The organism is Streptomyces sp. NPDC058632 (assembly GCF_042717095.1).
GTDB lineage: Bacteria > Actinomycetota > Actinomycetes > Streptomycetales > Streptomycetaceae > Streptomyces.
This window is the reverse complement of record NZ_JBHXQZ010000071.1, coordinates 1-14,194: the sequence shown is the minus strand read 5'-3', so window position 1 is coordinate 14,194 and position 14,194 is coordinate 1. Positions and strand designations below refer to the sequence as shown.

Genomic DNA, 14,194 nt, shown 5'->3' with positions numbered 1-14,194 from the left:
GAACTTAGGTGCCCGCGTGACTCGACGTCCCCCGACACTTTCCGTGATCGTTCCCTGCTTCAATATCGAGGCCTATGTCTCGGAAACCGTGGCCAGTCTCGGCAACAACGTCCGGGACGACTTCGAATTCATATTCGTTGAGGACCGGTCGACCAAGGACAGGACCTACGAGGCGCTCCTGGCCCTGACCGAGCGGCTGGAGCACAGCAGGGTGATCCGGCACGAGCACAACGGCGGCCTGGCCACCGCGCGCAACACCGGGATCGATGCGGCCGAGGGCAGGTATCTCACCTTCCTGGACGGCGACGACTGGCTGGCCCCCGGCTATCTGGCGCGGCTCGTGGAGTCGATCGAACGGTTCGACGTCGACTTCGTGCGGACCGACCATGTGCAGGTGACGGGCCTCCAGCGCAATGTCCACCGTGCGCCCGAGGGACGAAGGAACACACCGATCGACCCGAGGAGTTCGATCCTCCCGGTCGACGACACCACCATGGTCGACTACCCCTACGCCTGGGCCGGCATCTATCACCGTCGCCTTCTGGACCAGGGCATGCTGCGTTTCCACGACGGGCTGCGGACCGCCGAGGACAGGCCCTGGATCTGGGAGCTCCACCGCCGGGCGGAGTCCTATGCCGTCGCCAGTCTGCACGGCGTCTTCTACCGACGCGGTCTGACGACCTCCCTCACCCAGATCGGTGACCTGCGCCAGCTCGACTTCTTCCGCTCCTTCGACCTCGTCCTCGCCGAACTCGAGAGCGACCCCGAGGCGGACCGGCTGCGGAAGAAGGCGCTGCGCAACTACTGCGTCGTCATCGCCCACCAGGTGCTCGACCGGCACAGGTTCGAGCGCAGCGTCCACGCCAAACTGCGACAGATGGCCGCCGAGGCCTTGGGCCGGATGACCGAGCAGGAGCTCGGTGAAGCCCTCGTCGGCATGGGCGAAGAACGTGTGCACACGCTGCGGCGCATACGCGGCGGGATGAAAGGCGTAGCGGCATGATCCAGATGTTCTTCTCGGCCACGCAGTACGCGGCCGCGACCGTCACCGCCGCCATCCGCGCCGGTCATTTCGGCCCGCGCGCCGCCCACCGCCGCATCCTGGTCGTCAGCAACACCGCCGCCGTGCCCGAGGTCGGCACACCGCTGGACCGGATGGCCGGCTTCGAGAAGCTGCGCCCCGAATTCGACCAGGTGCACTCGTGGAACGAGTTCATCAGTCCCCACCACCCCGCCGGGTGGTCGCCGCGCGCCCAGGACACGCGGCTGTGGGAGAAGGCCATACGCCTGGCGTGGGACCTCGGCGACGAGCCGGTGGAGATCGCCTGCGAGTCGATCCAGGCCAACCCCTCCCGGGCCGTCGCCGACATCTTCGCCGACAGCCCCATCCACGTCTACGCCGACGGCCTGATGAGCTACGGGCCCACCCGCAACCGCATCCCCCGGCCCATGAGCAGCCGCATCGTGCGGGTGCTGCACCTCGACCTGGTGCCCGGGCTGCGCCCCATGCTCCTTTCCGAGTACGGAGTCGAGCCCGAGGCCATCCCCAACGAGGCGATCACCGGTGTCCTCGACGAACTGGGCGAGGAGGGAGCCGGGATCCTCGCCGAACGCCTGCCCGCCGAGGACCCGCCCACGGCCGTTCTCCTCGGCCAGTACCTGTCGGCCATCGACCTCATCACCCAGGACGAGGAGGAGCAGCTGCACCTGCGCATGCTGCGCGCCGCGGCCCGCGCCGGGCACCGGTCCGTCCTGTTCAAGCCCCACCCCAGTGCGCCCGCCGTCTACAACCGGTCCCTGGAGACGGCGGCGGACGAACTCGGTGTGCGACTGTCCGTCCTCAGCGAGCCCGTCCTCGCCGAGACCGTGTTCTCCCGTCTGCGGCCGAAGCTCGTCATCGGCTGTTTCTCGACGGCCCTGATGACCGCCGCGGCGCTCTACGGCATTCCCGTGGCCCGCGTCGGCACCGAGCTGCTGCTCGAACGCATAGCTCCGTACGAGAACAGCAACCGCGTTCCCCTCACCGTCATCGACGCGGCTCTGCCCGACGCCGAGCACGCGCAGGTGGGTGAACCCCTTGAACTGGCCGGACTCGCGGAGCGGCTCGCCCCCTTGGTGCGGGCCGTGGGCTACTGCATGCAGGCGCGCAAGTACCACGACCTGCGCGACGAGACGGCCGCCTGGCTCACCGCCCATCTCGCCGAGTACCCGCAGTACTTCAAGAAGCGCCGGCTGACCAGCCTGGGTCTGCCCGGAGGCAGTCCGGTGCGTGCGGAAGCACTGCGCCGCAACCCCACCGTACGGCGCGTGGTGCGGCGCATCCGCGCCGCGCAGTCCTGACACGGCGGCCGGTCGGGCTTCTCCGGCGCAGCGGCACCGGAGAAGCCCGGAAGGAACTCACTGCGTGGTGCGGGACCCCAGGCGGGCCGCCTGCACGGTCATCGTCCGCTTCAGCCGCGGGCCGAAGGGCTTCTCCACGAAACGGTGCATCAACCAGGCCAGGACCAGCAGACAGGCCAGGGACAGGACGAGCGTCTCGTAGGGGCCCACTCCGAAGCCCCGGTGCAGTACCCGGATGGCGAACCAGCCGAGATGCTCGTGGATCAGGTAGAAGGGGTAGGTCAACGCTCCCGCCACCGTGAGCCAGCGCCAGTTCGCCCAGCGGGTCCAGCCCAGCGCCACCGCGGCGACAGCGGCGAAGGAGAGGAGGACGATCCCCTGGATGACGTACGGATTGCGGTGGAAGTCACCGCTCATGCCGGGATGCCACAGCGCTGTGACGGAGTAGCGCTGCCCCATCAGGAAGGACATGCCCACGATCCCCCACAGCAGCAGATCGCTGCCGAACCGGTGGATCAGGTACAGCGCCAGCCCGCCGATGAAGAACGGGGCGTGGTCACGCATCACCAGCTCGTCGGTCAGCGGAGTGTCGGCGACCCGGGCGAGGACCCCGGCCAGTGACCACAGGATGCAGAAGATCACCACCCGCCGGTAGGTGACGCCCTTCCAGATCACGAACAGGGCGAACAGCACGTAGAAGCGCATCTCGACCCAGAGTGTCCAGCACACGCCCAGCACACGCGGCACCCCCATGGGCTGCTGCAGCATGGTGAGGTTCATCAGGAACTCGTCCGACCTCAGCGGCGCGAAGACCACGGGCAGGGCGAGGGACGCGGCGCCCACGATCAGCAGGGCCGCCCAGTAGGCGGGGTAGAGGCGCGCCACGCGGGACCGGAAGAAGTCACCCAGGCTCCGGCCCCAGCTGCTCATGCAGATGACGAAGCCGCTGATGACGAAGAAGAACTGCACACCCAGACAGCCGTAGACGGCAGCCTGCGACAGGGTCGGGAACATCTGCCCCGGGGACTGGTTCCAGGAGGCGGCGACCTCGCCGTCCTTCCCCGCGAAGTGGTACAGGCAGACCATCAGCGCGGCCAGCAGCCGCAGGCCGTCCAGCGCGCGCAGGCGGTCTCCCCCGGGCCGGCGAGACGGGGAACCGGGGATCCTTTCCACGGCCCGTACCTGCGGGGTGGGTGCCGGCGCGGGGCTCCTCGGAGCCAGGGCCTGGTCGGCCGCTTTCATCTGAGGCCTTTCTCGACGGGGAGGCGTTCCCGAAGTCGGCGGACGGGACACTGGGAACCTCCGGCGGATGGCAGAGGATTCAGTGGCGACGCCGAGCGGGCGCACAGGTGGCGTGTGGGTGAATACTGGGGCAGGTGTTCGACATCCGGCGCGGGCCGTGTCGGGCGCCGGTCAGCGCTTCGCCAGCCCCCGGGCCCGACGGGCGACCCGCCGCACGGTCGCATTGCGCGGAATGAAGGAGAGCCGTGCCGGTACGCCACCCGGGAGCGCCAGCACGGTCAGCCGACGGCGTTTGAAATAGCGCCAGGTGTGCGAGTCGAGGTGCTGTGAGAGGTAACTCTCGGCCTCCGCCCGCAGCCCGGGGTAGATCTTGGGTTGCATGGCGAACCCCACAGCCTTGAGCAGGCCGGCCAGCTCCGCCACCCGTTCCTCCGAGGGCATGTGCCGGTCGGCCACCGCCGACGGGTCGCCGATGTCGGGCAACAGCGCGTCCACGATGGTCAGCGGCACTCGGTCGCTGTTCTGGTAGGGGGCGAGCCGGGCCAGGAGGGTGTCGGTGCCCACCCGCGCGACCGGGATCCGGTACAGGCTCGCGGCGGTGAGCAGCGCGGTGGAGAAGCAGCCGACGGCGAGCGCGGGCCGCATCCGCCGGACGGCGACTTCGGCGGGCACGAGGCGGTCCAGCGAGGTGAGGCGGGCCCCGAGCCGCGAGGCCTCCTCCTCCAGCAGCCGGTCCCAGCGCGCCGGTGCCACCGGGTGCGGCTTGAAGACGAGGTGACGGTGACCCAGCTCCACGGCACCGCGCACCATACGCAGATGCAGTTCCTCCTCCTCGGCGGCGGTGAGCACACCGAGTGCCGAGAGGCACTCTCCGAAGAGCAGGGCCGGGGGTTCCTCGGAGAGGCCAGGCTGGTCCTCGTCCCCGGCGAGATCGTCCAGCACCTTCACAAGCGCCTCGGCCGGCACCGGTTCGGGCGGCACCCCGTACTCGGTCAGCAGCAGCGGAGTGAGCCCCGGAACCAGGTCCGTGTGCAGCAGCCGGTCGATGCGCGTGCCGACCAGGGGGTCGATCTTGTCGCGGGTGGGGCCGTAGCTCGTGAGGCCGCCCGCGTAGACATCGACGGGGGCACCGGTGAACACCTGGCACAGCGCGAGCGACGGATTCGCCGGGACGGGCTCGACGACCAGCCGGATCTCGTCGTCGCCGAGGCCCCACAGGAGCCGCACATATCGCTCCCACATGGGAACGTCGTCGGTACGAGGGCTCCAACCGCCGGGGTGGAACGGCGCGATGGTCTCGTTCCAGGAGAGCACGTCGTCGAAGCGTTCCCTGATGCGCGAGAACCCGGGCATCGTGTCGACGGCAGGGGTGGTCTCCGGGTTCTCCGCGTTGTTCGTGACCAGCAGCAGTCGCCGGTCGGTGGGTTCGAACAGTCCGGCGTCGAGGGAGGCGGCGAGGGCCGCGGCGCCGTAGAGGGTCGACGCGCAGAAGATCCGGGTCGTGCGGGGCATCAGGCGGCCACCGTCCGGAACGAAGCGGGCAGTCGTCGCAGCCGTCGCAGCCGGCTCGCCCTCCGGGCGTCCATCGAGTCCAGCACTTCCGCGAGGACGGGCTGGGGCAGGCGTTTCATGGCGGCAGAAGTCAGGGTGCGCAGTTTCCGGGCCACGTCGGGTTCGAACCTTTCGATTGAGCCGAGGTGATGAGCCATGACGGCGCAGTAGGTGCGCACGGCCTTGGGCAGCAGTTCCTCCGCATCCGGGTCCCGCGCCGTTTCCTCGATCACCTGGTCGAATGCCCGGATGAAGTCCAGCTGCCGCACATCTCCGATCTGGGTGAGCGAGGAGGCGACTCCGCGCCGGTAGTGGACACCCAGCAGACCCGCCACCGCGAAGGAGTCCGCTTCCCGGTGCAGTCGCCAGATCCAGGGCCGGTCCTCGGCCGTGCGCAGGCCGTCGGTGAAGTGCAGCAGCCCCCTGTCGACGAGCCGCCGGTGGTACACACCCGCCCACGCGTACGCATAGTCCACGGAGGTGGTCCGGTCCGCCGGCAGGATCGCGTCCCGTGGCCGCAGTACGACACCGCGGCGGCCCACCGGCACGCGGTGGATGCTGCGCGCCCGTCCGGTGCACTGCACATGGTCGGTGCGGACGAAGTCGCAGTCCAGCTCCTCGATCGCGGTCACCAGTTCGGCGTAATAGCCGGGCGCCAGCCAGTCGTCGCCGTCGAGGAAGGTCAGGTACTCGCCGCGGGCCCGGTCGATGCCGGTGTTGCGGGCGGTCGCCAGGCCGCCGTTCTTCTCGTGTCCGACCAGCACCGCACCCGGCAGTTCGCGCTCGGCGCGTGCGAGGAGGTCCGCGGTCCCGTCGGTCGAGCAGTCGTCGACGAGAATGAACTCGAAGTCGTCCCGCGCGTTGGCGCGCAGACTTCGCAGGGCATCGGGGACGTATTGGCGCACGTTGTAGAACGGCACGATGACGGAGAGCTTGGGCACGTCTCCGACGTTAGGGGGCGCCCCGCCATTCGTCATTACTTGAACCTTGATACGGGGTGAACGGCGCGTGGCGAAGCGGTGAAGCAAACATTTTTCCGGATGACGGGCGGGCTGTTTCGCCATTCGGCGGTCTCCTGTTAACCATTTGTTGGATTTAGGTTGGGCGGCTCCTAGAAATTGCTCCTAACGTCTTCGTTGTGCCAGCAAGTGCAACGAAGACCCTGAGAGTCGCCGTCCTCGCGGATTCCGACACCCGGTGGAAATGGGGTGCGCTCACCGCGAACCGCATCGCCCCGGAGGATTCGGACATCCGGTTGGACGGTTATCTCCTGCGGGGCCGTGCGACTCCCACCGCCCGTCAGCTCGAAGAGGTCGGCGTCCAGGCGGACGCCCTCCACGAGGTGACCGCGGTCCAGTTCCTGCACGCCATGCGCGAGGAGTCGTACGACATCCTGGTCCTCGCCCTGGTCGGCGGCGGGGTGCAGGCGATGCTGCACGGACTCGGGCGGGTGTGGGAGGACAGCCCCGCCGGCCGGCCCGGCCGGCCCGTCGTCGTCACCGGGTACGTCGGAGTCGTCTACGAGAAGCTCGCCGACGGCCTGCTGCTGCGCCACGGCGCGGACCTCGTCCTCGCCAACTCCCGTCAGGACGCCGACCGCTTCCGCGCCGTGTACGAGGGCGTGGGCGCCGACGCCGGCTCGGTGACGGAGGTCGCGCTTCCGTTCCTCGGCGGGGCCGCCTACACCGGCGAGCACGACCCCTACACGGTCGTCTTCGCCGCCCAGCCCTCCGTGCCGGAGAACCGCCGGGACCGTACCTACCTGCTGAACCGGCTGGTCGGGCACGCCCGCCGGCACCCCGAGCGGGAGGTGCTGCTCAAGCTGCGCTCCAAGCCGGGCGAGCACACCACGCACATCGAGGAACTGCCGTACCAGAAGCTGGTCCAGCGGCTCGACCCACCGGCCAACTTCCACCTGGTGTACGGGCACATGGGCGAGGTCCTGGACCGCACCGACCTGCTGGTCACCATGAGCTCCACGGCCGCGCTGGAGTCCCTGCACCGCCGCATCCCGACCGTGGTCCTCACCGACCTCGGGGTGCGCGAGGCGCTCGGCAACCACCACTTCGTCGGCTCCGGCTGTCTCGCCTCCTGGGACCAGCTCGACGCCGGCCACCGGCCCGTGCCGGACGAGGAGTGGGTGGCCCGGCAGGGCGTGGCGGTGGACGGGGCGTACGACACCGCCTTCGACGCCGCCCGCGCACGCATCGCCAAGCTGCTCGAGCGCCCCGGCGGCCTGCCGCCGCTGGCCCCGTACTACACGACCGTCACCGCGCCCGGCTATCTGCCCGGCCTGCTCGCCCGTCACCACCTCGGCCCGGACGGCACCCCGATGCCCGGCACCCCCGCCGCCGACAAGGAGCCCGGACCGGTCCGGCAGATCGTGCGCCGTGCGGCGCGCGGCGCCTACCGCCACGGCGTCCAGCGGGTGGCCCCGGTGATCCGGCGGATGGGCGAACTGTGAGCGCCGCTCGTCCGGCCGGCCGAGACCGCCTCCCTTCCCGTCCAGCTCAAGGAGCTGATCCCATGTCCCCACCGCAAGCGGACCAGGGCGCCGGCGGGGTTACCCCCTGCTCGAGCGCAGTAGAGAACTCGGGGGAGCGCCGGGTGCTCGCCGTGATCCCCGCGCGCGGCGGCTCCAAGGGCGTGCCCGCGAAGAACCTCGCGCCGGTCGGCGGCGCGCCCCTGGTGACCCGCGCCGTCCGCGAGTGCCGTGCCGCACGCCGTGTCACGGACGTCGTCGTCTCCACCGACGACCAGGCCATCGCCGCCGCCGCCCGGCAGGCCGGCGCCGAGATCGTGATGCGCCCCGCCGCCATCGCGGGCGACCTCGCCACCTCCGAGGCCGCGGTCCTGCACGCCATGGACGCCCACGAGGCGCTGCACGGCGCCGAGGTGGACGTCGTCCTGCTGGTCCAGTGCACCAGCCCGTTCCTGATCCGCGAGGACATCGACGGGGTGGCCGGCGCGGTCGCCGAACAGGGCGCCGACACGGCGGTGACCGTGGCCCCGTTCCACGGCTTCATCTGGCGGGACGAGCCCGACGCGACCGCGACGGACGCGGCGCCGGTGGACGGCCCCAGCGGCGGCTTCGGCGTCAACCACGACAAGTCCTTCCGCCCCCGCCGCCAGGACCGCCCCCAGGACCTCCTGGAGACCGGCGCCGCCTACGCGATGGACGCGGCCGGCTTCCGCGAGCACCGGCACCGCTTCTTCGGCCGGACCGAACTCGTCCGCACCGACCCCGCGCGGGTCCTGGAGATCGACGACCCGCACGACCTCGCCCGCGCCCGCGCCCTCGCCCCGCTCTTCGACGCCGACAGGCCCGGCGCCCTTCCGACCGCCGACGACGTCGACGCGGTCGTCCTCGACTTCGACGGCACCCAGACCGACGACAGGGTGCTGATCGACGCCGACGGACAGGAATTCGTCTCCGTGCACCGCGGCGACGGACTCGGCATCGCCGCTCTGCGCAGGAGCGGACTGAGGATGCTCGTCCTGTCCACGGAAAAGAACACGGTCGTCGCCGCCCGCGCACGCAAGCTCCAGATCCCCGTGCTGCACGGCATCGACCGCAAGGACCTCGCACTGAAGCAGTGGTGCGAGGAACAGGGCATCGCGCCCGAGCGCGTGCTCTACGTCGGCAACGACGTCAATGACCTCCCGTGCTTCGCCCTCGTGGGCTGGCCCGTGGCGGTCGCGAGCGCCCACGACGTCGTACGCGGCGCCGCACGCGCGGTCACCACCGTCCCCGGTGGCGACGGCGCGATCCGGGAGATCGCCAGCTGGATCCTCGGCCCCTCTCTCGATTCCCTCCCCAAGTAAGGAAACACCAGGTCATGAGCACCAACTCCCGCATCCGCACCTTCGGTACCCGCGAAGCCGGCCCCGGCCGCCCGGTGTACGTCACCGGCGAGATCGGCATCAACCACAACGGCGACCTCGAGAACGCGTTCAAGCTGATCGACGCCGCCGCCGAAGCCGGCTGCGACGCCGTCAAGTTCCAGAAGCGCACGCCCGAGATCTGCACCCCGCGCGACCAGTGGGACATCGAGCGCGACACCCCCTGGGGCCGCATGACCTACATCGACTACCGCCACCGCGTGGAGTTCGGTGAGGACGAGTACCGTCAGATCGACGAGTACTGCAAGTCCAAGAACATCGCCTGGTTCGCCTCCCCGTGGGACACCGAGGCCGTCGCCTTCCTGGAGAAGTTCGACGTCCCCGCCCACAAGGTCGCCTCCGCCTCCCTCACGGACGACGAGCTGCTGCGCGCCCTGCGCGCCACCGGCCGCACGGTCATCCTCTCCACCGGCATGTCCACCCCGAAGCAGATCCGCCACGCGGTCGAGGTCCTGGGCAGCGACAACATCCTGCTCTGCCACGCGACGTCCACCTACCCGGCCAAGGCCGAGGAGCTGAACCTCCGCGTGATCAACACCCTCCAGCAGGAGTACCCGAACGTCCCGATCGGCTACTCCGGCCACGAGACCGGCCTGCAGACCACGCTGGCCGCCGTCGCCCTCGGCGCCACCTTCGTCGAGCGCCACATCACCCTCGACCGCGCCATGTGGGGCTCCGACCAGGCCGCGTCCGTCGAGCCGCAGGGCCTCACCCGCCTGGTCCGCGACATCCGCACCATCGAGGAGTCCCTCGGTGACGGCGTCAAGAAGGTCTACGAGTCCGAGCTGGGTCCGATGAAGAAGCTGCGCCGGGTTCCCGGTGTCGTCGCCGAGGCGGAGATCGCCGACGCGGCCGGCGAGCCGCTGACCGTCTGACCTCCCTCTCCCCCCACCATCCCTTGACGACGGGAACGGTCGTACGTAGATGAGCCCCCGCGCCGGGAATGCCGGCTCCCACACTCTCGCCTTCGTCGAGAGCCCGGTACAGCTGCTGAACGTGCTGGAGTGGGCGCACGCGCATGCGCCCGGCGTGGGGCTCACCCTCGTGGTGCTGTCCCCCGTCGACCCCATGACCCGCGGCCAGTTGCGCCGCATGTCCGAACTCGCCCGCGAGGAGGGCCACGAGGTCCGCTGGGAGGAGGCGCGCGGCGGAGCGAGCGCGCCCTTCCAGACCATAGGCGGCCTGGCCGGCCCGCTGCGCCGCGCCACCCGGGTCGTCCTCGGCGACCCCTTCTCGCGGTACGTACAGCTCATGCTGGCGATCACCAGCGCCCACGACCTCGTCGTCGTCGACGACGGCACGGCGACCATGGAGTTCGTCGGCCAGCTCGCGCGCGGCGAACGCCTGGTCCGCTGGCACCGCAAGGGCGGCCGCCGCGGTCCCCGCGACCTGCTCCTCGCCCCGGTCTCCGGCATCGCCCGCCGCAGGCTCACCCCGGGCGGCCGGCGCCGGGTGGAGGTCTTCTCCTCGATGCCGGTCGACGACATCCCGGCCGGTGTCACCGTCAGCGCCAACTCCTTCGCCTGGACCCGGGAGCGGTTCGGCCCGCCCCGGATCACCAGGACCGCCGACATGGTCGGCACGTCCCTCGTGGAAACCGGCGTGGTGGACGCCGACGCCTACATCGAGGCCGTCCGCACCCTCACCAAGACCCACGGCGCGACCCGCTACTTCGCCCACCGCCGCGAGAGCACCGAAAAACTCCACCGCCTCGCGGTCGAGACGGGCCTGGAGATCGTCCGCCCCGAACTCCCCCTCGAACTGATCGCCCGCCGGGGCCCCATCGGCCGCACGGTCCTCAGCTTCCCGTCGACCGTCGTCCACACCCTCCCCCTGGCCCTCTTCGGCACGGAGGTCCGTGTCGCGGTCTGCGACATCAACCCGGCCTGGCTGACCGAGAACGCCTCCCCCCGGGCCCAGGGTTTCCTCTCCAACGTGACGGGCACGGCCCGGGACGCCCACCGCCTGGCGGCGGTTTCGGTGGCGCCGGCCATCTGAGGAGGACGTCGTACGGGGCACGGGTGGCCCGGAGGAACTCCGGCAGGCCGGCGTGCACGGCCCCGCACCCCATCGGCGCAACCCGGGGCGGCGGAGGCGGTTTCACCCGGGTGCGCGGGGGGCGGGCGCGGACCCGGGGCGGCGGGGCGCCGTGTCCGGCAGGCGAACCGGTCCGCGTGGCTCGAGCGATGCGTGGTACACCGAGGAGAGGTGGAGTGCGGCGCGCGGGGTGCCGGAAGCGGCCGCTGTGAGCGGCGGTGCGTTCGGGACGGTCCGTACGGACTCGTCCGCGTACGGGGCGGCGAGTTTACCCATGGCGGAAGGCCGCTAAGCGTGGCGCCGCCAGTTTTTCTTCCACTGACGGGCTGAATTTTCTTGATCAGGGGTCGGTCGGAGGTCCCGTCGGCCTACCCTTCAAAGGGTGAAGCAACTGATGTCACTGGAGTCCGAGGTCGATCTGCCCGGAGGGGCGGTGCTTCCGGGCGCGCTCCCCGAGGTCCTGCACGCCGAGCTCGTCGCCTTCCGCCGCGACCTGCACATGCACCCTGAGCTGGGCAACCAGGAGTTCCGTACGACCGCCGCGATCAAGGAGCGGCTGGAGCGGGCCGGCCTCGCGCCGCGCGTACTCTCCGGCGGGACCGGCCTCGTCTGTGACATCGGGGTGGTGGACGGCGGCAGCCTCGCAGACACCGGTACCGGCACGGGGGCCGTCCCCGGGGCCGGCGTGCTCGCGCTGCGGGCCGACATCGACGGGCTGCCCATCCCCGACATGAAGACCGAGTGCCCGTACCGCTCCACCGTGCCCGACCGCGCGCACGCCTGCGGCCACGACGTGCACACCACCGTCGTGCTCGGCACCGGGCTCGTCCTCGCCGAACTGCACCGCCAGGGCCTGCTGCCCCGGCCGGTGCGGCTGATCTTCCAGCCCGCCGAGGAGGTGCTGCCCGGCGGTGCCGCCGACGCCATTCTGGACGGCGCGCTCGTCGGGGTCGGGCGGATCGTCGCCGTGCACTGCGACCCCCGGGTCGACGCGGGGAGGATCGGGCTGCGCGAGGGCCCCATCACCTCCGCCTGCGACCGCCTGGAGATCGCCCTCGACGGGCCCGGCGGCCACACCGCCCGGCCGCATCTGACCACCGACCTGGTCACCGCCGCCGCCCGGGTCGTCACCGACGTGCCCGCGCTGGTGGGCCGGCGGGTCGACAGCCGCAGCGGACTCGCCGTCACCTGGGGCAGGGTCGAGTCCGGCCACGCGCCCAACGTCATCCCGCAGCACGCCGAACTCTCCGGCACCGTGCGCTGCCTCGACCTGGAGACCTGGCGGCTGGCCCCGGACATCGTGGTCGCCGCCATCGACGAGGTGGCCAACCTGCACCGTGCCAAGTCGGAGATCAACTACGTGCGCGGAGTCCCGCCGGTCGTCAACGAGGCCGGTGCCACCGAGCTCCTGCGGGACGCCATGATCGCCCGGCGCGGCCCGGAGTCCGTGGAGAACACCGAACAGAGCCTCGGCGGCGAGGACTTCTCCTGGTACCTGGAGCACGTTCCCGGCGCCATGGCCCGCCTCGGGGTCCGTCCTCCGGGCGAGCGCGCCATCCGCGACCTGCACCAGGGCGACTTCGACGTCGACGAGTACGCCATCACCGTGGGCGTCGAACTCTTCACCGCCGCCGCCCTGCTGGACGACCTGCGCTGAGAACGCCGGTGGCGCGGGGGCCGGCCGGTTCCCGCACCGGACCCCGGCCCCCTTTCGTCGCCGCCGCCCTCTTCCGCCCCGTCTCCCCGCTCCACTTGCGTGCGGGGCGGGGGAGGGGGAGCGTGGTGCGCGTGGCGTCCCGCCGCGTGCTGTTGCGGTCGACCGTTTCCGCCCCTTTCGACCCCCTACGGTCCTCTGCTTCACCAGGGTGTAACCGGCCATCGGCACGAATGGATAACGGCCTCGCAGTACCCCGTTCCCAGGAGTGTCTACGCGCGTTAATGTGCGCCGGACCGAGCGCCGTTGCGGGGCTTTGGAGAATGGGGAGCGTCAGATGCGTCGGATATCCAGACTGACTCGCGTCGCGGTGGGGGTCGCGTCGCTCGCACTCGCCGCCACGGCCTGCGGCGGTACCAGCAGCGAGAGCGGTGACGGCTCGGAGAGCTCCGCGAAGGGTGACCTCGGTCTCGCCATCGCCTACGACATCGGCGGCAAGGGCGACCAGTCCTTCAACGACGCCGCCCACGCGGGGCTCCAGAAGGCCGAGAAGGAGTTCGGCTACAAGACCGCCGACATCGAGCCCACCGAGGGCGAGACCGACGCGGACAAGGAGCAGCGCCTCTCCTCGCTCGCCAAGCAGGGCTACAACCCCGTCATCGGCGTCGGCTTCGTCTACGGCCCGGCGATGAAGGCCGTGGCCGAGAAGTACCCCGACACCACCTTCGGCATCGTCGACTCCGTGGTCGAGGGCAAGAACGTCGTCTCCCTCGTCTTCGCCGAGGAGCAGGCGTCCTACCTCGCCGGTGTCGCCGCCGCCAAGGCGACCGAGACGAAGACGGTCGGTTTCGTGGGCGGTGTCGACATCCCGCTGATCCACAAGTTCGAGGCCGGCTTCAAGCAGGGCGTCACGGCCACCGACCCGAAGGTCAAGATCGTCTCGCAGTACCTGACGCAGACCGCGGAGGAGGGCGGCTTCTCCAGCCCCGACAAGGGCAAGGCCGCCGCCGAGGGCCAGATCGAGAAGAAGGCCGACGTCGTCTACCAGGCGGCCGGTCTCTCCGGGCAGGGCGTGATCGAGGCCGCCGCCAAGGCGAAGATCTGGGCGATCGGCGTCGACTCCGACCAGTACCAGCAGGAAGCCCTCGCCGGCTACAAGGAGTTCATCCTCACCTCCGCCCTCAAGGACGTCGGCGGTTCGGTGTACGCGCTGGCCAAGTCCGTCCAGGACGACAAGCCGCTGACCGGCACTCAGGTCTTCGACCTGAAGGTGGACGGTGTCGGCCTCTCCGACAGCAACCCGAAGATGGCCGACGTCGAGGGCCTGACGGACGCCGTGGCCGAGGCCAAGGCAGGCATCATCGACGGCTCCATCACCGTCAAGACGGAGTAACGCGGCAGGAGGGCGGCGCGGTACCGCGGTACCGCAGTGGTGAAGCCGGGCGGGCACCCCAGGGGGTGCCCGCC

At 70.7% G+C, this 14,194-nt stretch carries 11 protein-coding genes; 8 read left to right on the top strand and 3 right to left on the bottom strand.

Translation table 11 applies throughout. The features are described from left to right. Positions 1–16: 16 nt before the first annotated feature. Positions 17–1,003 (top strand): glycosyltransferase family 2 protein, encoded by a 987-nt coding sequence (locus ACFWVE_RS24755; RefSeq protein ID WP_384017881.1) that lies wholly within the window; start codon positions 17–19, stop codon positions 1,001–1,003. Then, positions 1,000–2,340, top strand: a complete 1,341-nt coding sequence (locus ACFWVE_RS24750; RefSeq protein ID WP_384017878.1) for an alpha-2,8-polysialyltransferase family protein — start codon at positions 1,000–1,002, stop codon at positions 2,338–2,340. The genes ACFWVE_RS24755 and ACFWVE_RS24750 overlap by 4 nt, the downstream gene beginning before the upstream one ends. 57 nt (positions 2,341–2,397) lie before the next feature. On the opposite strand, the gene ACFWVE_RS24745 is transcribed toward ACFWVE_RS24750, so the two are convergent. The 3 genes from ACFWVE_RS24745 to ACFWVE_RS24735 form a co-directional block, all read right to left on the bottom strand. Then, positions 2,398–3,582, bottom strand: a complete 1,185-nt coding sequence (locus ACFWVE_RS24745; protein ID WP_384017875.1) for an acyltransferase family protein — start codon at positions 3,580–3,582, stop codon at positions 2,398–2,400. Between the two features lie 171 nt (positions 3,583–3,753). Then, positions 3,754–5,094, bottom strand: a complete 1,341-nt coding sequence (locus ACFWVE_RS24740; protein ID WP_384017872.1) for a polysialyltransferase family glycosyltransferase — start codon at positions 5,092–5,094, stop codon at positions 3,754–3,756. Continuing rightward, positions 5,094–6,074, bottom strand: coding sequence for a glycosyltransferase family 2 protein (locus ACFWVE_RS24735; RefSeq protein ID WP_384017869.1), 981 nt, complete (start codon positions 6,072–6,074; stop codon positions 5,094–5,096). The genes ACFWVE_RS24740 and ACFWVE_RS24735 overlap by 1 nt, the downstream gene beginning before the upstream one ends. A gap of 197 nt (positions 6,075–6,271) precedes the next feature. On the opposite strand from ACFWVE_RS24735, the gene ACFWVE_RS24730 reads away from it, so the two are divergent. The 6 genes from ACFWVE_RS24730 (at position 6,272) to ACFWVE_RS24705 (ending at position 14,120) form a co-directional block, all read left to right on the top strand. Next, the gene (locus tag ACFWVE_RS24730; protein WP_384017867.1) at positions 6,272–7,597 is read left to right on the top strand and encodes a DUF6716 putative glycosyltransferase; all 1,326 of its coding nucleotides are present in this window, start codon (positions 6,272–6,274) and stop codon (positions 7,595–7,597) included. 62 nt (positions 7,598–7,659) lie between these two features. Next, positions 7,660–8,958 (top strand): cytidylyltransferase domain-containing protein, encoded by a 1,299-nt coding sequence (locus ACFWVE_RS24725; RefSeq protein ID WP_384017864.1) that lies wholly within the window; start codon positions 7,660–7,662, stop codon positions 8,956–8,958. A 14-nt stretch (positions 8,959–8,972) separates the two neighbouring features. After that, positions 8,973–9,911 (top strand): N-acetylneuraminate synthase family protein, encoded by a 939-nt coding sequence (locus ACFWVE_RS24720; protein WP_384017861.1) that lies wholly within the window; start codon positions 8,973–8,975, stop codon positions 9,909–9,911. A 49-nt stretch (positions 9,912–9,960) separates the two neighbouring features. Beyond that, positions 9,961–11,034, top strand: a complete 1,074-nt coding sequence (locus ACFWVE_RS24715; protein ID WP_384017858.1) for a hypothetical protein — start codon at positions 9,961–9,963, stop codon at positions 11,032–11,034. 433 nt (positions 11,035–11,467) lie between these two features. Continuing rightward, on the top strand, positions 11,468–12,730 hold the full coding sequence (locus ACFWVE_RS24710) for an amidohydrolase (protein WP_384017949.1): 1,263 nt from the start codon (positions 11,468–11,470) through the stop codon (positions 12,728–12,730). A gap of 334 nt (positions 12,731–13,064) precedes the next feature. After that, the gene (locus ACFWVE_RS24705; protein WP_384017855.1) at positions 13,065–14,120 is read left to right on the top strand and encodes a BMP family protein; all 1,056 of its coding nucleotides are present in this window, start codon (positions 13,065–13,067) and stop codon (positions 14,118–14,120) included. Positions 14,121–14,194 lie beyond the last annotated feature (74 nt).

Coding starts and splice junctions, on each gene's coding strand:
- ACFWVE_RS24750 (WP_384017878.1), top strand. CDS start 1,000: ATGATCCAGATGTTCTTCTCGGCCACGCAGTACGCGGCCGCGACCGTC.
- ACFWVE_RS24745 (WP_384017875.1), bottom strand. CDS start 3,582: ATGAAAGCGGCCGACCAGGCCCTGGCTCCGAGGAGCCCCGCGCCGGCA.
- ACFWVE_RS24740 (WP_384017872.1), bottom strand. CDS start 5,094: ATGCCCCGCACGACCCGGATCTTCTGCGCGTCGACCCTCTACGGCGCC.
- ACFWVE_RS24725 (WP_384017864.1), top strand. CDS start 7,660: ATGTCCCCACCGCAAGCGGACCAGGGCGCCGGCGGGGTTACCCCCTGC.
- ACFWVE_RS24720 (WP_384017861.1), top strand. CDS start 8,973: ATGAGCACCAACTCCCGCATCCGCACCTTCGGTACCCGCGAAGCCGGC.
- ACFWVE_RS24715 (WP_384017858.1), top strand. CDS start 9,961: ATGAGCCCCCGCGCCGGGAATGCCGGCTCCCACACTCTCGCCTTCGTC.
- ACFWVE_RS24710 (WP_384017949.1), top strand. CDS start 11,468: ATGTCACTGGAGTCCGAGGTCGATCTGCCCGGAGGGGCGGTGCTTCCG.
- ACFWVE_RS24705 (WP_384017855.1), top strand. CDS start 13,065: ATGCGTCGGATATCCAGACTGACTCGCGTCGCGGTGGGGGTCGCGTCG.